At 41.4% G+C, this 20,863-nt stretch carries 14 protein-coding genes; 12 read left to right on the forward strand and 2 right to left on the reverse strand.

What is annotated here, in order from left to right; genetic code table 11:
* Positions 1 to 36 precede the first annotated feature (36 nt).
* From DWW10_RS02830 to bglX, 12 genes are all read left to right on the forward strand, one after another.
* A complete protein-coding gene (locus DWW10_RS02830; RefSeq protein ID WP_022394379.1) occupies positions 37 to 3,120 on the forward strand; it encodes a tubulin-like doman-containing protein in 3,084 nt (1,027 codons plus the stop codon).
* Positions 3,121 to 3,131: 11 nt separating this feature from the next.
* Positions 3,132 to 3,839: a flagellar basal body-associated FliL family protein gene (locus DWW10_RS02835; protein WP_022394378.1), complete on the forward strand. Its 708-nt coding sequence runs from the start codon at positions 3,132 to 3,134 to the stop codon at positions 3,837 to 3,839.
* A 15-nt stretch (positions 3,840 to 3,854) separates the two neighbouring features.
* Positions 3,855 to 4,982, forward strand: coding sequence for a PH domain-containing protein (locus DWW10_RS02840; RefSeq protein WP_022394377.1), 1,128 nt, complete (start codon positions 3,855 to 3,857; stop codon positions 4,980 to 4,982).
* 4 nt (positions 4,983 to 4,986) lie between these two features.
* Complete coding sequence (locus DWW10_RS02845; RefSeq protein WP_147350451.1) at positions 4,987 to 5,799, forward strand: hypothetical protein; 813 nt, start codon at positions 4,987 to 4,989, stop codon at positions 5,797 to 5,799.
* A 64-nt stretch (positions 5,800 to 5,863) separates the two neighbouring features.
* Positions 5,864 to 6,853, forward strand: a complete 990-nt coding sequence (locus DWW10_RS02850) for a hypothetical protein (RefSeq protein ID WP_022394375.1) — start codon at positions 5,864 to 5,866, stop codon at positions 6,851 to 6,853.
* Between the two features lie 19 nt (positions 6,854 to 6,872).
* Complete coding sequence (locus tag DWW10_RS02855) at positions 6,873 to 7,991, forward strand: formylglycine-generating enzyme family protein (RefSeq protein ID WP_022394374.1); 1,119 nt, start codon at positions 6,873 to 6,875, stop codon at positions 7,989 to 7,991.
* A gap of 2 nt (positions 7,992 to 7,993) precedes the next feature.
* The gene (locus DWW10_RS02860; RefSeq protein ID WP_022394373.1) at positions 7,994 to 8,998 is read left to right on the forward strand and encodes a metallophosphoesterase family protein; all 1,005 of its coding nucleotides are present in this window, start codon (positions 7,994 to 7,996) and stop codon (positions 8,996 to 8,998) included.
* Between the two features lie 391 nt (positions 8,999 to 9,389).
* Complete coding sequence (locus DWW10_RS02865) at positions 9,390 to 12,545, forward strand: SusC/RagA family TonB-linked outer membrane protein (protein WP_118486971.1); 3,156 nt, start codon at positions 9,390 to 9,392, stop codon at positions 12,543 to 12,545.
* A gap of 27 nt (positions 12,546 to 12,572) precedes the next feature.
* The gene (locus DWW10_RS02870) at positions 12,573 to 14,123 is read left to right on the forward strand and encodes a RagB/SusD family nutrient uptake outer membrane protein (protein ID WP_022394371.1); all 1,551 of its coding nucleotides are present in this window, start codon (positions 12,573 to 12,575) and stop codon (positions 14,121 to 14,123) included.
* A 20-nt stretch (positions 14,124 to 14,143) separates the two neighbouring features.
* On the forward strand, positions 14,144 to 15,547 hold the full coding sequence (locus DWW10_RS02875) for a hypothetical protein (protein WP_022394370.1): 1,404 nt from the start codon (positions 14,144 to 14,146) through the stop codon (positions 15,545 to 15,547).
* A 1-nt stretch (position 15,548) separates the two neighbouring features.
* A complete protein-coding gene (locus DWW10_RS02880; protein ID WP_118421049.1) occupies positions 15,549 to 16,664 on the forward strand; it encodes a family 16 glycosylhydrolase in 1,116 nt (371 codons plus the stop codon).
* Between the two features lie 10 nt (positions 16,665 to 16,674).
* Positions 16,675 to 18,927, forward strand: coding sequence for a beta-glucosidase BglX (bglX, locus tag DWW10_RS02885; protein ID WP_022394368.1), 2,253 nt, complete (start codon positions 16,675 to 16,677; stop codon positions 18,925 to 18,927).
* Positions 18,928 to 18,989: 62 nt separating this feature from the next.
* Here the strand turns inward: bglX and eno are convergent, their stop codons facing one another.
* Positions 18,990 to 20,270 (reverse strand): phosphopyruvate hydratase, encoded by a 1,281-nt coding sequence (gene eno / locus DWW10_RS02890; RefSeq protein ID WP_007666300.1) that lies wholly within the window; start codon positions 20,268 to 20,270, stop codon positions 18,990 to 18,992.
* A gap of 104 nt (positions 20,271 to 20,374) precedes the next feature.
* Positions 20,375 to 20,749 carry a fluoride efflux transporter CrcB gene (gene crcB, locus DWW10_RS02895; protein ID WP_022394367.1) on the reverse strand — a complete coding sequence of 125 codons (375 nt, stop codon included), beginning with the start codon at positions 20,747 to 20,749 and terminating at the stop codon, positions 20,375 to 20,377.
* Positions 20,750 to 20,863: the final 114 nt, after the last annotated feature.

A 20,863-nucleotide genomic window follows, 5' to 3' on the forward strand; every position in this document is an offset into this window, starting at 1 on the left:
ATGGCTATGTAAAAACAATAAATATATAAATTATAGATGATGGAAAAATTAGATTCTCAGAGTCCTAACCACATTCTGATAGGTTTGGGCGGTACAGGAGGCAAAGTGTTGAAAGCTCTTCGTAAACGTTTGTTTTTAGAGTTTCCTAATGAGACAGATCGCGCTCAACTATCAATTGGCTTTATCTATGTTGACTCAACACGTGAGATGATGCAGCCTGGTGACCCGTCTTTCAAAGTAATGGGTAAAGATGCTTCTTTTACAGAGAGTGAGTTTGTGGACATTAAGTCAGTTAATCTTGGTCAGATATTAGACAATGTGGATAACTTTCCCGGATTGAAAAACATTGTACGTAATGGTGCATCAATGCGCAATACATTAGGCGAAGTAGGTGCTGCTGCCGGACAAAAAAGACGTGCAGGTCGCATCCTTTTTGCTGCTAATTGTAATAAGTACGTTGCTGCTTTGAGAGCACAATACGAAAAGGTGAGGGCTATCAGCCGCAAAGACTCTGTGAATATTCATATTTTTACCGGTTTGGCAGGTGGTACAGGATCGGGAGCTATCATTGATGCTGTGGCTCAAGCGCGTGCCCAAGCATCTTTCCGTGATGCTGTTATTACGGTCTATGCTATGGTGCCGGAATTGGAGATTCCTGCCGGATGTCAGGCTGGACGTTACCATCAGAATGGATATGCCGCTCTTTGCGAGTTGAGTGCATTGAATGTAGGACGCTTCCTTCCTTGTGATGTGATTCGTGGTGATGAACACATCTCACTTGATTTGGATTCCAACAAGCAGTTTGGCTTGATGCTTTATTCCAATATTAATGAAAATGGCGTTACTGTAAACTCTTTCACAGAATTGCCACAGTTACTGGCCGATACGATTTATTTCCGTATGTTTTTGGAATATAATGCAGATACCACCGGTGATTTTATCCGTGGACTGAGTTCTGAAAATATTAATGATTTTTGTGTAGAGTATAGCGTAAAATCTAAGGGCAATGATAAAGAACGTGCTCGTACGAAAGCTATCAGTTCGTTTGGTATCAAACGTGTTATCTATCCTGAGAAGCGTATCATCGAACATATCTCTTATACTATTGGACAACAGGTGCTTCGTCAAATGCAGTATAATAACTTTAAGGATGACTTTGGTTTTGTACAGGAGAGTGTGAAGAAGGATTATAAGCAACTCTATATTAATGATGCACATTTACGTGACTGGAGATTGAGCGACTCATTCCTCACGCTTAACGAGAAGATTTACGATACGGATAAGAATTTCGATTCAATACAGGATTATTGGAAATCAACCACAAACTTCTATTCTTATGATGATGCGAAAGCAGCCGATAAGAATCCGTTGAAATATCTGGAAAGTTTTTGTGATGGTGAGTTTAAGAATAACTTCCGTTTGAAAAAAGGCGTAGAGGAATACTACCAGGATAAGGGTGATGACCGTATTTTGAAAGAGCAAGCCAGTTATATTGTGGAACGTATCGAACGTGATCTTTATACAAAATGGTATGAAGGACAACTTTCTCTGGACGACTTGCTTCACATTTGTGATGAAATCCTGATTTATATTAAGAAACGCAGAGCCAACATCGATGCAGAGATTACGACTTGTGATGAAAAGATCAAGCAGTATTCAGACGATGCCGCTGCTAATGAATATGACTGGTCGCATGCTAGCCTTATAGCACGTGCAGCCGGTGCTTCTGCCCGTCGTTATACAGATCATCAGGAAATTCTTTCAGACCTTTACGTTGAGAAGACGACTAAATTGGCTAAAAAGTTCCAGGCTTCCTTATTGGGTAAGTTGCGTGCGGCTTTTGAAGAGTTCCATGCACAGGTTACTGAATTTGCCGGTAAACTTTACATTTCGATGGAAATTGCAGAAAAGCGCATTGCAGATCGTAATCAGAAGAGTAAAGGGGTAGCTGATCTTTCTAAAGCTATTATTGAAGTATGTGAAGATGAGAAGATGATTAAGTTTGAACGTGCTATCATCTTGGATAAACATCGCCAGGAAACTCTTTCGGGAGGTTTGCGTAAGGCAATTGTCGGCAACCGGACTTTTGCTCATTTCGATGAATTGGCTGCTCAGACTACTGAGGATACTATTTTTGATCTTTTTGATCTGCAATTGGCCGGACAAATCCGTGAGATTCATGATCAGGAGTGTCAGCAAGATAAGATACTCGGCATGAATATTTTGCAGCAATTGCAAAAAGTTCTCCTGACGGATGATGATATCAGACGTTTTGCCAGTGATGTTGTAAATCAGAGTGGTGTTTTCCTTAAACTTGATGAAGGACAGCTTAGCAAAGCTTTGAATAACAATCCGAATCCTGTATCTCATCCGGAGTCCATTAATCGCAAAACGATTCTGGTAAGTTTGCCAAGTTATGAAGGTAATGATTCTCTCAAGGCTTTTGCTGTGAAATTGGAGAATGCTTTGAAGAGCTCATTTGGAAACGGTACGCCGGGAAGTACCATCCGGTTCAATATTTCAGATCAGCGCATGAATGAAATCACCATTGCGGCTGTGAAGTATTGCTTCCCTATGCGTGCTATTTCTTGGATGACAAACTATGAAAGGGAGTATAATGATATGGTCCAGAACCCAAATCCTACCGAAGCTGCAGAAGCTCGTGTTCTGCTTCACAGTGAAGGTGACGGTACACAATTGCCGGGTATTATGGGTGAAAAGATTATTCCTCTGAAAGAATTTACTCCTTATCTCTTTGTGGCTGCCGCTAACGATCTTATACAATATGCTCAGGATGCCAGAGAAGAGCAAGGATGGTGCATGATTACAGAAGATGAGTGGGGAACGCCGACTACGACTTTCATTGCTGCCAGCTTTACTGATATCCCTGTTAGTGAAGATTTCACATCTGAAATGCGTGATAGTATTCAAGAGAAAGTTGATAATATTCTGAAAAATGCAGAATTGAAAGTTAGTGAGCGTAATGCTATGGTAGAAAAGGTGAAAGTGCTAATGCGTGACTTTGTCTCGAAAGAATGCTCAAGTCCCACTTCTCCCAAGTATACGCAGTTTGGTGCGGACGCGAGAAAAGCAATAGAAATGATTAATACGAAACGTTAAGGAAAACAATTATGGCAAGAAGTAATAATGCAAGAGACAGATATATGTATGGTATCTGTACTAATCGTGATAATGGTGATGGTAAGCCTTGTCCAAAGTGTGCTGAAAAGACAATTCAGCAGATTCGTGCAGGGAAAGATTTTGTTTGCGAAGAATGTGGTGAGAACTTGACAAAAGTTGCTCCTCCGCGTACTACTAATTGGGCTCTTATTGGTGGTATTGCTGCTGCTGTAATTGTGCTTGGTGGAGGTGGTGCATATTTTGCATTTTCAGGTGAGAAAGCTGCTACAGAAACTGTAGAAACTGTAGTAAAGGACACTATTGTATCTTCTGGTGGATCTTTAGAAGGTAAAGAAATTGTGGAGCAAGAAGCAGAACAGCTTGTGACTGAAGTGGAAGATTCGATTAAAGTTTCTACACAGGAAGATACCAAGTCTACTGATGTTGCAGAAACAGTGAAAAAGGATGCTCCTACACGTATAAATCTGCCTTATGGTTATTTTGAAGGACCAACGAATGGAAGTGGTAAACCTAATGGTATTGGTATTGCTTATGTTACGAAAGGGTATTCACTCGACTTGAAAAATAGAGATAAAGAAACTTTGGACTTGAAGCCGGGCGATAAAATTATGAACGCTAAGTTTAAAGATGGTAATTTACAGCAAGGTGAACTTCAACGTAAGGATGGAACGCGTAAGACAATTCAGATCGGTGGTTGATAAACATTGAATGTTATGAAGACCATCTTCTACTCATTATTCATGGTATTTGCCCTCTCGGGGGTGAATACCATGTCGTTGATAGCTCAGAACAGTTATCAGACCGATTTATTGGCTGATATGGCAACCTCATTAAAGTTGGCAGATCAGTTGAGTACTTTGAAAGATGGTCGTTATAATACAGAACTTTTTTATAAAAAACGTCCGTTGAGTGTTACTGTAGATGGTGGAAGGGTAAGCCATATTGGTTATCTTTTGTTTTCTGAGGAACAACGTCAATTGCTACAGGTTCCTGCTGTATACAATTTCTTAGAGCGATATGTGCTGAGCATTGATCTACCATTGAAACGTGAGAAGTCTGTAGAGAAACAATTAGCAGAAGATAATATCAATTTTACAGTTGGAGAAATGTCCGATCTGCGTAAACAGGTTGGTGATACCACTTTAAACCTGACTATTGACAATCTGTCTGACAGGCGCTATAAGGTTAGCTGGTATCGGGGTGATAAACTAACTTGTTCTGTTGATTTCCCTATTAGTTATGATTTGCTTCATGGTACTGAAATGGTAGAAAACGAGCGACGTATCGTTAGTGCTATAAAACGTGCTCCTTTGTTACCGGCAGATACCGCAAAAGTTAACCCTAAGTTTTTGGTTAAGACTTGGCAGCCGAATTATTTTGTTCTTCCCGGAGATACTTGTTACACGGCTGAACTAAGTACCACCCGTTATTATGAGAAATCGGATGATGGGAAATATCAGTTGCTGTTCAATCGGAAGCATCCTTTGGAGAGCTTGGCAAACCTGCTGACAACCGTTAATCTGAAAAATGATTTTAGGATAAATGTCCGTCTGAAAAAGTATGATGCTCCTGATGAAAACTTTGAAATGCCTTTGTTGCAGTTTGTTAGTTACTTTTTGAGACAAGGGTGTACCCCTTATTTTGGAGTAATTAGCTTTGAGGGTACGCTTGCCGTTTGTGAATTATTAATGCGCAATGCCAATGAAGGATATTGCCATGTGATGAAAGTAACTTGCGATGTAGAACAGTTACTGGATAAGAAAGGAAATATAACAGCCCGTCTGACTAGTTATGTTCCCACTTTTAAAATAAAAAATTTGTTTAAGGAAGATGAAAATTAAAGGTATGAAACAACGAATTCTGATGTTGCTGTTGGGCTGCCTCTCGGTTACGGGGGCTATTGCACAAAATTCGGGTATAACGAAACAGATAAACGACATTAAACGTGACGGAAAATATTTCTATGCCGAATCTACTATGGAGACTGAAGAGGAGGCACGTGAAGCTGCCACTTTGATGTTAGCCAACTATATTAATGATTATATCAATGACAAAAACTTACCTCCTGAAAGTAAGGTTACGGAGCATAGCTTGACGAAGGTGCAATGTATAAAAGGAAAGCGTGGCACTAATATGCGTGTTTTTGTCTACGTAAATAAAGCTGATTATGTTCCTTTTGAGTCAGCGGCGGATGATACGCCGTTCGAATCAAAAGTAGAGCCGATTGCAGCACCTGAACCTGTTGAATCAGTTGCAGCACCTGAAGCAGCTCCGACTGTAACTTCTGAATCGGTTGTGGTAACTGAACCTACAGCGGCACCTGTAACCTCTTCTGAAGCTTCGATGGCCCTTCCCGTGGAATGGCAGCAGGAAGCCTTGAATGAAATGTTGCAGAAACCTAATTTACAGGGAGTGATAGGAGTCCTTAATCGCATGAAGGTAGATTATAAAGTAAAACGTTTTGGTACATACAATGAATGTAAGAATGTAGCAGAATGTTTTTGGGTTATCTTGGAAGATGATACGGATAAAAGTTTAGTGACGATTCTGGGACCTGGCACCAATGACCGGGTTAATTTCAGAACCCGCCAGTATGATTCGTTGGATAACTATTTTGGTAAGGGAAAGAGTGCAGTGTGGTTTGAGTTTTCCAAATAAGAATAAGATTTGGTTTAGAAGCTTATGCTGTTTGTGTATATATAAATAGTAATGTTATAGAAATATGAGAAAATTAGTATTCGCTTTTTGGATGTTGGGTTGTTGCATGCTTTTACAAGCACAAAACGAGGTCCTTTTTGAGTTTTCTGATGGTATTCCGGATGGTGCTTTAAAAACGAAGATAGAGCAGCAGGTGATGGGCTTGCTGACTGCTATTAATACTGCCGAATCCAGCAATTCAGACATCAATTATAGTGGTATTGACATTGATAATTTGGCTTCACAGAGCATTGGGATGACGTGGAATAATGTTCATTTTCGTACGATGGATAATGATATCGTAGAGCATTGTGTACGTTTGGAACGGAATAATGGAAGCTTGCGCGGCTTTCAGGTAAGAAATATTGGGGTGGAAATGAAGCCATTAGATGCTGCATTTGACACCCAAAAATCTAAGTATCAGGAAATTTGCATTGATTTTAGTTCCGCAGGACGGATTGTTGATTTTAATTTTGCCATGGAAACCCGGCAATATCAGCAATTGCTGAAAGAAGGCGTACGTTTGAATGATGTGGACCGTCGTTTACAAATTATTCACTGGTGCGAACAGTTCAGAAAAGCTTATAATGATAAGAATCTGAAATTTATGGAAGATATCTTCAGTGATGATGCTTTGATTATTACAGGTAAGGTAGTGATGCAAAGACAAAAAAGCGAAGTTGGGATGGCAGATGCGGCAAAAGTAGAATATGTCCAAAAGAACAAACAACAGTATTTGGCAAGTCTTCGTCGCGTTTTCGACCGTGAAAAACATAAAGGTTATATCAATGTAGAGTTCAATGATTATGAGATTAAACGTAATGGTGCTCCGGGAAAAACTCAGTACTATGCAGTGACGTTACGACAGAACTGGTATTCATCGACCTACCATGATGAAGGTATGGTTGTCCTGATCTGGGATTTTACCAATGAAGAGCAGCCCAAAATACAGGTAAGAACCTGGCAGCCTATGGGAGAAAGTGTATTCGGATTTTCAGATGTCAAATTACCATAATAACAACAAACCAATTTATATGAAAAAGATTTTTTTTGCAGCAGTTTTGCTATGTTTCTCGTTATGCTCGCTTTATGCACAAGAGTTGACCATGAGCGATTTTCATGTTGATTCATCAGATTTATCAGCTCAGGTGCATCAAGTTGCTGATTTGAATGGCGATCCTTGTGCCTTAATTAAGGTAGGATTGACTGTGCCGGATGCTAAGTTTGAGGGGGATATTGTAAAGTCTGAGTACAAGGATGGAGAATATTGGGTCTATTTGATCGGAGGCTCCAGTTGGCTTACTATTAAAACCTCAGATTTTACTCCTTTGCGTTGCGATTTTGAGAGCGTGAAGTCGAAATCCACCTATATTATGACGGTTACTAAACCGGGTGAGAATTTCCTGAAACCAAGAATTACCGTGGACTTGAAGCCACAGGCTAATATCATTGGTGTACAGACTAAAAAGCCGGTAAGTTTTGACTTGTTGCTTGTGAAACCCGGTATGTTCAAAATGGGAGCTACTCCTGAACAGCAAAATGCGGACAAAGATGAGCAGCCTGTTCATTGGGTAAAGATTACAAAAGACTTTTATATGGGTGAAACGGAAGTGACACAGGCATTATGGGAGTATGTTATGGATAGTAATCCTTCTACTTTCAAAGATCCTAATAAACCCGTGGAAATGGTTAGTTGGGATGAATGCCAGGTTTTCCTTTCAAAATTGAGTGAACTGACAGGAGTGCGTTTCCGTTTGCCGACCGAAGCTGAATGGGAGTATGTGGCTCGTGGCGGAAACAAAACTCAGCTTACACAATATAGTGGAAGTGCTAATGTCGATGAAGTAGGTTGGTATTATCCGAATAGCCAGAATACGACACATGCTGTAAAAACGAAGAAGCCTAATGAATTGGGATTCTATGATATGAGTGGTAATGTGTGGGAATTCTGTATGGACTATAAGAATGAGTATCCCAAAGGAGAAGTTTCGGATCCTATCGGATCTAAAGCTGATAAGAACCGTGTGCGTCGTGGCGGTGCCTGGGATAGTGAATCACCTGATAACCTTCGTGTAGCTTTCCGCCGCAGAGTGGAGCAGGATTCGCGTGAAAAGGGCTTAGGCTTACGAGTAGTACTGGATCTTAGTAAGTGACAATGAAACGTAATATTGTTATTTGTATCGTGTTTCTGTGCATGGCTCTTGCTGGTCATGCACAAGAACCTGCTCTTCATTTTTCTTCCAATGGAGAGTTTAAAATTGTGCAGTTTACAGATCTCCATTATAAGTGGGGAAAGAAGGCCTCAAATAAGGCTATAGAATGCATGGAAGAAGTGTTGGATGCTGAAAAACCGGATTTTGTGATGGTAACGGGAGATTTGGTTTATTCTGCTTCAGTAGCAAAAATTCTACCGATATTATTTGCTTGTATTTCGGAACGTCAGATTCCATTTGCCGTTGTATTTGGCAATCACGATGAACAATTTGATTGTACATTGAGTGAAATCTACGATATCATTAGTGCTATGCCTTATAATATACAGCCCGATCGCAACGGAGCTTTCAGTCCCGATTATGCTTTACCGGTGATGTCCAGTGATGGATCGCATGCGGCAGCAGTACTTTATTGTCTTGACTCGCATGCTCGTCCCAAACTACAGGGAATTGGCGGATATGATTGGTTGAAGTTTGATCAAATCAATTGGTATCGCGAGCAAAGTAGTGCCTTTACTGAACAGAATGGTGGAACTCCTCTTCCGTCTCTTGCTTTTTTCCATATTCCTTTGCCCGAATATGCTGAGGCTGAGGCTGACGGAAAAAATCCATTATTGGGTTCAAAAGGAGAGAATGTTAGCTGTCCGAAACTTAATTCCGGCATGTTTACTGCCATAAAGGAGCAAGGGGATGTGATTGCTACTTTCTGTGGACACGATCACGATAACGATTTTGTAGTGATGTACAAGGATATTTTGTTGGCTTATGGACGCTTCTCCGGAGGAAATACAATCTATAATCATCTGAGGCCAAATGGTGCGCGTGTGATTGTTCTGAAAGAGAATCAAAGGACTTTTGATACTTGGGTACGGTTACGTGGCGGAGAGGTGATTAACCAGATGACGTATCCGGATAGTTTTCTAAAATCAAAGAAGAAGGCCAAATAATACCTATATTAAGTAATAAAAAGAAATTCTCTCTATCTGCTGATGATATGAGAGATTTTTTTTTCTTTGTACATTTCCTGAAATAATAAAGAACGCACTTTTTCTGTTATTGACTCCCTTTGTATATTTCCTTGCTTTTATCTTATTGTATTTTTGAAAAATGCTGTTTTATGCTCTATAACATGTAATGGCGTATTGGCTGAATGTATTGTGTTTTTGTTGATATTCAGTGGTTTATCTTGTGTTGACGTATTGTTAACGTATTTATAATTTTGAATTGACGTATTTAAGAATGGGCTATGTGAAGTCCTTTTATTGCATTTTACTCTATGTTTGCAGTGTTCGATTGAGAACATAACCGAGAATTGTTAATCTTAATTTAGTAAAACTTATGAAAAAGTTATTATCAGTTTTATTTTTACTGAGCTTTACCTTAGCTTCTGTATTTGCACAAGATATACAGATAAAAGGTACGGTGGTAAGTGGTGCGGACAATGAACCCTTACCTGGAGTAAATGTGGTGGTGAAAGGTAATGCCACTACGGGAACAATCACCGGTATAGACGGTGAATTTGCTTTGTCGGTTCCCTCCGACGCAATCCTTTCCATTTCTTATATAGGATTTAAATCATTGGAAATTCCGGTAAATGGTAAGCGTGAACTTAAAATTGTTCTGCAAGAAGATTCTGAAACATTGGACGAAGTAGTAGTTATTGGTTACGGTACTCAGAAAAAGAGTGTGGTAACAGCATCCATTGCCAGAGTATCATCTGAGGATTTGGCAAATACAGCTCCGGTTCGTATGGATAATGCTTTGAAAGGCTTGGCAGCTGGTGTTACGGTTACTTCCTCTTCCGGTCAGCCGGGTGCAGCAGCTCAGATTCGCGTACGTGGTGTAGGTACGATTCGTACGGAAAATGGTGCAGCCGATCCTCTTTATATTGTAGACGGTATGCCTATTGAAGGTGGTCTGGATTATTTGAATCCGAGTGACATTGCTTCTATCGAAGTTCTGAAAGATGCTGCTTCGGGTGCTGTTTATGGTGCACGTGCTGCGAATGGTGTAATTCTTGTTACTACTAAAAGCGGTAAGATTGGTAAAACGAAAGTGACTTATGACTTTTCTTATGGCTGGCAAAGTGCATGGAAGAATCGGGATGTGTTGAATGCTACGGAATATGCGCTCATGATGAATGAGGGTGCTATTAATGCAGGTATAGCTCCCAAATACAACGATCCATACTCTTATGGTACGGGAACTGATTGGCAGAATGAAGTATTTAATGATAATGCTCCCGTAATGAATCATCAGGTGAGTGTGAGCGGTGCGAGTGATAAGGTGAACTACTTGTTCTCAGCTGGTTATTATACCCAAGATGGTATTGTGGGTGGTAACTTTAATCGTTCTAACTATGAGCGTCTGACTTTGCGTAGCAATACACAATATACTCTCTTCGATGAATCTAAGAACCGTAATTGGTTGAATAGTCTGAAAGTGACTTCCAACCTTTCTTATGCCCGTATTAAAAGTACCGGTATTGAAGCTAACTCCACTTGGGGATCTCCGTTAGGTTCTGCTTTGGCTTTATCTCCGATGTTGACCGTTTATGATGAAGGAGATGCTGCACAGGCTCAGCTTGACAAGTATGCTAATACAACGGATTACACTCCGATTTATGACCCACGTAACGGTAAGCTTTTTAGTATTCCCGGTTCGGAATTTGGTGAAATGACCAATCCGATTGCTAATCTTTCTTTGCCCGGTGCAAAGAACTGGAGCCATAAGTTTGTGGCTAATTTTTCTGCAGAATTGCAATTATGGGATAATCTGAGATTCAAGACTTCTTATGGTGCCGACCTCTCTTTCTGGGGCAATGATGGCTATACTCCTCTTTACTATTTGAGAAGTGGTGGTGCTTCATCACGCTCTACTGCCTACTCAGAGAAGCATGACGGGACTGTTTGGCAGTTGGAAAATGTGTTGATGTATGATAAGACGATTGATAAGCATACCTTCTCAGTTTTGTTAGGTCAGTCAGCAAAGAAGAATACTGGTTCATATCTTAGAGGTACACGTAACAATATTATCAATTATAGCCGTCCTTATCTCAATGCAAGTACCGGACAGGCAGCAGATGGTGATCAGACAGCAGCGGGTGCTCCTTCTGAGATCGCTACATTGGCTTCTCTTTTTGCACGGGCCAGCTATAACTATGACGAACGGTATATGTTCCAGGTTACAATCCGTCGTGACGGCTCTTCCCGTTTCGGATCTAATAATCACTATGCTGTATTCCCTTCCTTCTCACTGGGATGGAATTTGACAAACGAAAAGTTTATGCAGAAACGTCCTGAGTGGCTGACATCTACAAAAGTCCGTTTCTCTTGGGGTAAGAATGGTAATGAAAATATCGGTAATTTTAAATATACTGTGTTAACTTCAACCGGTAATAATTACATTTTCGGAGCTGGAGAAAAGGTGATAAACGGTGTGAAGGCCAGTGGACTCGCTAATCCTGACTTGAAATGGGAAGAATCAGAACAACTGGACTTTGGTATTGACTTTGGTTTCTTTAATAACGCTTTGACTTTTACTGCCGACTATTACAAGAAAACTACCAATGGTATGTTGATGGAAATGAATATCCCTTCATATGTGGGTGAATCCAAACCGATTGGTAACGTAGGTAAGATGGAAAACAGCGGTATTGAATTGGAAGCAGCATACAGATTCCGCGTATCTGACTGGAACTTCCGCATTGGTGGTAATCTGACCTATTTAAAGAATAAGCTGATTGAATATGGAAACGAATCTGGTTGGGCAAACCTTGATTCTTTCCAAGGTACAGGTACAATCAGCCGTGCTCAGAATGGTAAACCTTTCCCATACTTCTATGGATACAAAACTGCAGGTGTATTCCAGAATATGGATGAAGTGAATGCTTATACTAACTCTAAGGGAGAACTGATACAGCCCAACGCAGTCCCCGGTGATGTTCGTTTCGTGGATGTGGATGGAAGTGGTTCAATTGATGCTGATGACCGTACCGATATCGGAAAAGGTATGCCGGACTGGACTTATGGCCTTAATTTGAATGTAAGTTGGAAGAACTTCGATTTGAGTATGATGTGGCAAGGTACTATGGGTAATGATATTTATGATGCAACTCGCCGTACCGACATCTCAGCTACTAATCTTCCTTCATGGATGCTGAACCGTTGGACCGGTGAAGGTACTTCTAACCGTATCCCTCGTTTTATGCTGGGTGATAATACAAACTGGCAATCATCTGACTTATATGTTTACGATGGCAGTTATTTGCGTCTGAAAAACATTCAAATAGGCTACACTTTGCCGGCGGCATTAACACAGAAAGTGTTTGTTTCTTCACTGCGCTTCTACGTAGCAGCAGAGAACTTGTTTACTTTCACTAAATATCATGGTTTTGACCCTGAAATTTCATCGGGTGGTACTTCACTTGGTGTTGACTATGGTGTATATCCTCAGGCCAGAACATGGACGATTGGTGCTAACCTCACTTTCTAATTTCTCATCTTTAAAATATAAAAAGTTATGAAAAGATATAAATATATAGTAGCAAGTTTGATAGCGTCCGCTTTCTTGGCTACAGGATGTTCAGAATCCTTTTTGGAGGTTTCTTCTCCAACAGATGAAACAATTAATTCTTATTTTACTACCGATGCGCATATTCAGGAAGCGGTAGTAGCAGCTTATGACCCTCTGCATTGGTCCGATTGGGCAATGGGTGAATATAATCCTGTAACTCTTATGAGTGATATCATGGCTGATGATCTTTGGATTGGTGGTCAGGACAGAACGGATAATCAGGCATGGCATTTGATGATGAATTTTGAAGCAATTCCTACAAATGTCATTAAAGGGCTGTGGACTGTTTCTTATAGTGGTGTGAAGCGTTGTAATGATGTCATTACTTACTTAGGTTGGGCAGGAGATAATGTAACTGAGGAGAATCGGAAATATTACGAGGCTCAAGTTATCACTCTCCGTGTACTCTACTACAATTGGCTGTGGAAGTTCTGGGGTAATATACCATATTATAATACAAACCTGACATCCCCCTATCTTGCGGAACAATTATCTGCAGATCAGGTGTATGAAAATATCATTACTGATCTTGAAGATGTGATTGCAAGTAATGCTCTTCCGATGAAAGAAAAAGCAGATAATTATGGCCGTGTGACCAAGGCTATGACATATATGCTTTATGCTGAAATTGTAATGTATCAGAATGATGAATCCCGTTATGGTAAAGCTTTACAATATATGCAGGAGATTATCGGTAGCACTCAGTATGATTTGCTTGAAAATTATGCTGATGTATTCAAGGAAGCAAATGAATGGGGTAAGGAATCCATATTTGAAGTGAACTATAAAGATGATGATGCTATTCGTTCATGGGATGGTCCATTGAATGCAGGCGGTACTGTACTACCTACACTGGTTAGCCCGCATACCTGGCCTAACGGGACAGATGGACATGATGAAGGCTGGGGATTCTGTCCGGTTCGTTTGGAGACATATGAACGTTATGCCAATAATGATACCCGCCGTGATGCCACTTGCTGGAATGCACAGGCTGCAATCAATGCTCATAATGCTGCAAATCCTACGAACCAGCTCACTTATAATCATCGCTATCAGGATACAGGTTTCTTCCTCGAAAAGTATGCCGCGCATACAGGTGATAATGCCGGACAGAAGGCAGATGCACAGTTGAACTGGAATAACAACCTTCGTATCTATCGTTTCTCTGAAACTCTGCTGAATGCGGCTGAATTGATTACTCGCGGTGCTGGTTCGGGTGATGCAAGAGAATATTTGAATCGCGTACGTAAACGTGCCGGATTGACTACAGAAAAAGAAGCAACAATTGATAATATCATTGACGAACGTCATCTTGAGTTTGTGGGTGAAGGTAAGCGCTATTGGGATTTGATACGTACAGGTAAAGCTACCAGTGTGTTGGTGCCCGATGGATATGGTTACCGTACAAATACCTGGTCAGTAAATAAGAAGCATCTGCCTATTCCGCAGAGCGAAATTGATGCTGCACAAGGCACTTTAACTCAAAACAATTATTAATTCATTAAAAAAGAAGGATTATGAAAAAAATATATAGCTATATCGGAGGAATGTTGCTGACGACGGCTATGGCTTTTAGCATCACAGCCTGCTCACCCGATGATTTTACATCACCTAATGAAGCCGGCATTCCGGTTGCATCAACTTATGAAAATACGATTCAAATAGATGTGGATCAGGAAACCAATTGGGTAACTTTTATTTTTAACGCTCAACCGGGCATTACTCCTGTCTGGATATTTGACGGTAAGACCTATTCATCTTCATTCTCAATGAAGAAATATTATAGAAAAGCCGGAGATTATAGTGTAGATGTAAAAATTGCTAATGCCAATGGTGTAAGTGATGGTAGTATTTCCAAAACTTTCCGCATCAATAAGACGATAATGAATGGTTTCGGTGGATTTGTGTATGAAAGTGATTTTAATATGTGGACGAAGGCTACGATAGCGGCTCCCACTTTTTATTATGCTCCGGGATGGTCGGCTATTGCAGATCCTGCATATACATTGGAAAATGGTACTTATACTGTAAAATTATCGGAGGCTACTGATGATACTTGGCAAGCGCAAATGGCAATGGCAACCAATATTTCAACAGAGGCTGCTAAGAATTATGACTTCTCAGTAATTCTTACAGCTTCAGTTGCACACTCCAATGTTACAGTAAAATTGGTGGATAGTACGGATGATGGTAATTTCTATTTTGAACAAAAGGGTATAAAGCTGGAAGCTAACGAACCGCTTTGCTTCTGGAAGAGTAATATGCCGGGCATTGATATCGCTAATCTGAAGCTTGTTTTTGATTTTGGCCGCAATGCAGCTGGCACGGATATGACTATTGAAAATATTGTGCTAAAAGACCATGCTGATGATGACGGCACTGAAGTTCCTGTGATCGATGAAACTCCTGAACCTACATGGGTTGCTGTTGATAGTAAGGATAACCTTTGGAATGGCATGACCTATGTTAACAAATTCTTTTATGCAAATAGTGACTGGAGTCCCAAGCCTAATCCGGCTTTGGTCATTGATGGCAGGTCTTACTCTTTGTCTTTCCCGGAAGCTACTGCAGAAGCATGGCAGAATCAATTCTCATTTGAGACTGATCTTACAGCTGACACAGAGACTGCCTATGACCTCCATGTTATCTTATATTCAACAGTGGACCTTAAAAATGTAACTGTTAAATTGGTGCAGACCAATGAAGTCGATGAAGATGGTAAAGAAATTAAGCATGATGGTAACTTTTTCTTTGATAAGAAAGTGGATTTAGTTGCTGACTCTGAAAAAGCTGTTTGGGCAGCTTCTGTCAAAGCACCCGAAGCTATGCATGCTATATCTTTAGTGTTTGACTTCGGAGGTAATCCTGCCAATACTGATGTAACTATTAAAGACATCATTTTCCAAAAGCATAAAGATTGATATGATTAAGAATATAAAGCTAATGACAATACTTTCTTTCTTTACCTGCCTGCTCGGTTTCTTTAGCTGTAGCAGTAGCGACGGCGAGCCGGAAGTATCCTCTCCTGTAGTCAGTGTAGCGCCAACTCAAATAACGGCTACTTATGAAGGCTCCGTCACAATACTCTCGGTTAAGTCCGATCAGGAGTGGACTGCCTTCAGCAATGAAGACTGGATTACTTGTAAAATATTGAGTAATGCTCTGCAGGGGACAGTTGAAGTAACGGTCAAAGCTAATACCACTTACCAACCCCGAGAGGGGTCGGTAGTGGTAAAGTCTGGTACCACACGTGTTTCTGTTCCGGTATCACAAGAAGCAAAACCTGACATTGTAGATCCGGATATCGATACTCCTGAAGGCTATCGGTTGATATGGCAGGATGAGTTTAATGACTCCAAACTGTCTACGCCCGACGAATCATTGTGGTGGTACGAGACAGGTGCCAGTGGCTGGGGAAACAATGAGATACAAAACTACATTCCCGGTTCGAAGAATGGAGAAACTTGTGCTCAGGTAAGTAATGGGACGCTGAAGATTATTGCTAAGAAGGTGAGCAACGAGGTTTATTCTATCCGCATGAATACAGTTGAAAGTTGGAAGTATGGCTATTTTGAAGCTCGCCTTAAGCTACCGGCAGGAAAAGGAACCTGGCCTGCATTTTGGATGATGCCGAAGAATTATACAGCTTGGCCCGATGATGGTGAGATTGATATCATGGAAGAAGTGGGTTATGATCCTAATGTGATTTTATCAACTGTTCATTGTAAAGCTTATAATCATTCTATAGGTACTCAAAAGTCAGGAACCATAAAAGTGCCGACTGCGCAAACGGAGTTTCATGTATATGCCGTTGAGTGGACGGAAGACTTTATCAAAGGGTATGTGGATGGTAAATGCTACTTTACTTTTGATAACGATAAAAAAGGAAATAAAAATACCTGGCCCTTTAATGCAGCTTTCTACTTGAAGCTGAATCTTGCATGGGGAGGTGACTGGGGAGGCGCTCAGGGTATAGATGAGTCGGCCTTGCCTGCAACTTACGAGATTGACTATGTACGTGTATTTCAGAAAAAATAATTGAATAGGTATGAAAGCTATAAGAATTTTTTCCACTTGCTTGCTCCTTCTGCCTTTTGTCTCTTGTACGCAAGTGGCAAATAAAGGTAGCGATGCGGCAACCGAGAAAAAAGTAGAATCCCTTTTATCCAGAATGACCCTTGAAGAGAAAATCGGTCAGATGAACCAGATTACCTCTTACGGCAATATCGAGGATATGAGTAGTTTAATTAAGAAAGGTGAAGTCGGGTCTATCCTGAATGAGGTAGATCCGGTACGTATTAATGCGTTGCAACGCGTAGCGATGGAGGAGTCCCGGTTGGGAATCCCTTTGTTGATAGCTCGCGATGTTATTCACGGTTTTAAAACCATTTTTCCCATCCCATTGGGACAAGCGGCTTCGTTCAATCCGCAGATTGCGAAAGACGGTGCACGGGTGGCAGCTATTGAGGCTTCTTCCGTAGGTATCCGTTGGACTTTTGCGCCGATGATCGACATTGCCCGTGATCCTCGCTGGGGACGCATTGCCGAAGGATGTGGTGAAGACACCTATCTGACTTCTGTAATGGGAGCTGCCATGGTAGAAGGTTTTCAGGGAGATTCTTTGAATAGTCCCACTTCCATAGCTGCCTGCCCTAAACATTTTGTGGGTTATGGTGCAGCCGAAGGCGGACGTGACTATAATTCGACATTTATTCCTGAACGTCGCCTGCGTAATGTTTATTTGCCACCGTTTGAAGCGGCAACGAAAGCGGGTGCAGCTACGTTTATGACTTCCTTTAATGATAATGATGGGATACCCTCTACCGGAAATGCTTTCATCTTGAAAGATGTGCTTCGTGGCGAGTGGGGATTTGATGGTTTGGTAGTGACAGACTGGGCTTCTGCCAGCGAAATGATAAGTCATGGTTTTGCTGCCGATTCTAAAGAGGTAGCCATGAAATCAGTGAATGCCGGGGTGGATATGGAAATGGTAAGTTATACCTTTGTAAAAGAATTGCCTGCATTGATAAAAGAAGGAAAGGTGAAAGAAAGCACCATCGACGAAGCCGTTCGTAATATATTGCGCGTCAAGTATCGTCTGGGATTGTTTGATGCTCCTTATGTAGATGAAAAGCAACCCTCTGTCATGTATACTCCTTCTCATCTGAAAGTAGCTAAGCAGGCTGCTGTAGAATCGGCTATCCTGTTGAAGAATGATAAAGAAGTACTGCCGTTACAGGAGTCTCTGAAAACCGTTGCTGTGGTAGGGCCTATGGCCAATGCGCCTTACGAACAATTGGGTACCTGGATCTTTGATGGTGAGAAAGCTCATACTCAGACACCACTGAATGCTATTAAAGAAATGGTTGGCGACAAGGTACAGGTGATTTATGAACCCGGATTAGCTTATAGCCGTGAGAAAAATCCGGCAGGCGTGGCAAAAGCTGCCGCTGCCGCTGCACGTGCAGATGTCATTCTTGCTTTTGTGGGTGAAGAAGCAATTCTTTCGGGTGAAGCACACTGTCTGGCAGATTTGAATCTTCAGGGTGATCAAAGTGCTTTGATTACGGCTTTGGCTAAGACAGGTAAACCTGTAGTAACCATTGTGATGGCAGGTCGTCCGTTGACTATCGGCCAGGAAGTGGAAGAATCAACAGCCGTTCTTTATTCATTCCATCCGGGTACGATGGGTGGACCGGCATTAGCCGATCTGCTTTGGGGTAAAGTGGTCCCAAGTGGAAAAACACCGGTTACTTTCCCGAAGATGGTAGGACAAATTCCGGTATATTATGCTCATAACAAGACCGGCCGGCCGGCTACACGTAATGAGGTGTTGCTGGATGATATTGCTGTTGAGGCTGGACAAACTTCATTGGGATGTACTTCTTTCTATATGGATGCTGGGTTTGATCCTTTATTCCCATTTGGCTATGGCTTGTCGTATACAACGTTCAAGTATAGTAATGTCAAACTTTCATCAGCATCATTGAAGAAAGATGATGTATTGACTGTGACATTTGATCTGGAAAATACAGGTAAATATAAGGGAACGGAAGTTGCTCAATTGTATATACAAGATAAGGTTGGTTCTGTAACTCGTCCGGTGAAAGAACTGAAACGTTTTACTCGCGTAACCTTGAAACCGGGCGAGAAAAAGAATGTTTCGTTTGAACTACCCGTTAGTGAACTTGCATTTTGGAACATCGATATGGTGAAAGTTGTGGAACCCGGAGACTTTGGACTTTGGGTGGCAACAGACAGCCAATCGGGAGAAGAAGTTTTCTTTAAGGTGGTAGATTGATTGGTGATTTTAAGGTTAAAGAAGAAGAGGGGCAGACCGTGATGGTTCGCCCCTCTTGCAATTTATTTGATGCGCTTGTAGCCGTAAACAGCATTAGCACCCAATTCTTCTTCGATGCGAAGCAGTTGGTTATATTTTGCCATACGGTCTGAACGGCTCAACGAACCGGTCTTAATTTGCCCGCTATTGGTAGCAACGGCAATGTCGGCAATCGTAGCATCTTCCGTTTCACCGGAACGATGGGAGGTTACAGTAGTATATCCGTGGCGGTGAGCCATTTCAATGGCATTCAATGTTTCGGTCAGGGAGCCGATTTGATTTACTTTGATCAGGATAGAGTTTGCACAACCTTTTTCAATACCCATAGCCAGGAAGTCAACGTTAGTAACGAAGAGGTCGTCACCTACGAGTTGGCAGCGGTTACCGATACGGTCGGTAAGTTTCTTCCAGCCTTCCCAGTCATTTTCACTCATACCGTCCTCGATAGAGTCGATAGGGAATTGGTTGATGAGTTGTTCCAGATAGTCAATCTGTTCATCGGCTGTACGTTTCTTGCCTTTTGCACCTTCGAACTTGGTATAATCGTAGATGCCATCTTTATAGAATTCGGAGGAAGCACAGTCCATAGCGATCATGACGTCTTTGCCCGGTTCATATCCGGCTGCTTTAATGGCAGCGATAATGCTGTTCAGAGCGTCTTCCGTACCTTCCAGGTTCGGAGCGAAACCACCTTCGTCACCTACGGCAGTACTCAGTCCCCGGTCTTTTAATACTTTTTTCAATGCGTGGAATACTTCAGCACCCATGCGCAGACCTTCACGGAAGGAAGTTGCACCCACAGGACGTATCATGAATTCCTGGAAAGCAATAGGAGCGTCACTATGTGAACCACCGTTAATGATATTCATCATCGGTACAGGCATTACGTATGTATTGGTGCCGCCGATGTAGCGGTACAAAGGTATATCGAGATAGGCAGCTGCTGCTTTGGCTACGGCAAGGGATACACCGAGAATAGCATTGGCACCCAGGTTAGATTTCGTTTTGGTTCCATCCAGTGCCAGCATGGCATGATCAATACCCATCTGGTCGAGGGCAGACATTCCAACTAACTGGGGAGCGATGATGTTATTGATATTTTCTACGGCTTTCAACACACCTTTACCTCCATAACGTCCTTTGTCTCCATCACGGAGTTCCAATGCTTCGTGTTCTCCGGTAGAAGCTCCGGAAGGAACGGAAGCACGGCCCATAAAGCCTGATTCCAACATGACATCTACTTCCACTGTGGGGTTTCCTCTTGAATCGAGGATTTCACGTCCGATAATCTTTTCTATTTTCATAACTATGATATTATTTGTAATTATTTTAAATAGAGAACAAGGGACAATCGGCTTTTGTTCAGTAAAAGATTCATGTTTTGTAAGTGATACCGGTTACTGAATTCTTATTTTCCTCCGATAACTCCTCCAACTATAGCTGCTACTACTCCTAACGTGATGCTTAATATAAAATAAGTGAAGAATAATCCGTATAATCCTTGTTTCAATAGAATTACTCCATCATTTGAAAAAGTAGAGAATGTGGTGAAACCTCCACATAAACCGGTTGTCAGCAGTACCCGGTATTCTGTTGCTAAATTGAAGCGTACCGACCACGCATAAAATAATCCGATAAGGAAACTTCCGAGGATATTGACTGTAAATGTCGCCCATGGAAAAGAGTAGGGGACAATCCGTTCGTGCAACATTTGTTGTACAGAGAATCGAAGTACACTGCCCAGACCTCCGCCTAAAAAGATAAATATGAATGTTTTAGTCATTTTCTATATTGATTTATGGGACTATTTCTAAGATCGCGGCAAAGTTAGTATTTATATTTCATCTATATTTTCAGAAAGAGGCTTTTTCTTTAAAATTCAGTCCTTTAATGTCTT

The organism is Bacteroides intestinalis (assembly GCF_003464595.1).
Lineage (GTDB): Bacteria > Bacteroidota > Bacteroidia > Bacteroidales > Bacteroidaceae > Bacteroides > Bacteroides intestinalis_A.

Excerpts from the sequence above, each read along its gene's own strand:
- DWW10_RS02835 (WP_022394378.1), top strand. The coding sequence starts at position 3,132 with ATGGCAAGAAGTAATAATGCAAGAGACAGATATATGTATGGTATCTGT.
- DWW10_RS02840 (WP_022394377.1), top strand. The coding sequence starts at position 3,855 with ATGAAGACCATCTTCTACTCATTATTCATGGTATTTGCCCTCTCGGGG.
- DWW10_RS02870 (WP_022394371.1), top strand. The coding sequence starts at position 12,573 with ATGAAAAGATATAAATATATAGTAGCAAGTTTGATAGCGTCCGCTTTC.
- DWW10_RS02875 (WP_022394370.1), top strand. The coding sequence starts at position 14,144 with ATGAAAAAAATATATAGCTATATCGGAGGAATGTTGCTGACGACGGCT.
- DWW10_RS02850 (WP_022394375.1), top strand. The coding sequence starts at position 5,864 with ATGAGAAAATTAGTATTCGCTTTTTGGATGTTGGGTTGTTGCATGCTT.
- DWW10_RS02880 (WP_118421049.1), top strand. The coding sequence starts at position 15,549 with ATGATTAAGAATATAAAGCTAATGACAATACTTTCTTTCTTTACCTGC.
- bglX (WP_022394368.1), top strand. The coding sequence starts at position 16,675 with ATGAAAGCTATAAGAATTTTTTCCACTTGCTTGCTCCTTCTGCCTTTT.
- DWW10_RS02860 (WP_022394373.1), top strand. The coding sequence starts at position 7,994 with ATGAAACGTAATATTGTTATTTGTATCGTGTTTCTGTGCATGGCTCTT.
- eno (WP_007666300.1), bottom strand. The coding sequence starts at position 20,270 with ATGAAAATAGAAAAGATTATCGGACGTGAAATCCTCGATTCAAGAGGA.
- DWW10_RS02865 (WP_118486971.1), top strand. The coding sequence starts at position 9,390 with ATGAAAAAGTTATTATCAGTTTTATTTTTACTGAGCTTTACCTTAGCT.
- crcB (WP_022394367.1), bottom strand. The coding sequence starts at position 20,749 with ATGACTAAAACATTCATATTTATCTTTTTAGGCGGAGGTCTGGGCAGT.
- DWW10_RS02855 (WP_022394374.1), top strand. The coding sequence starts at position 6,873 with ATGAAAAAGATTTTTTTTGCAGCAGTTTTGCTATGTTTCTCGTTATGC.
- DWW10_RS02845 (WP_147350451.1), top strand. The coding sequence starts at position 4,987 with ATGAAACAACGAATTCTGATGTTGCTGTTGGGCTGCCTCTCGGTTACG.
- DWW10_RS02830 (WP_022394379.1), top strand. The coding sequence starts at position 37 with ATGATGGAAAAATTAGATTCTCAGAGTCCTAACCACATTCTGATAGGT.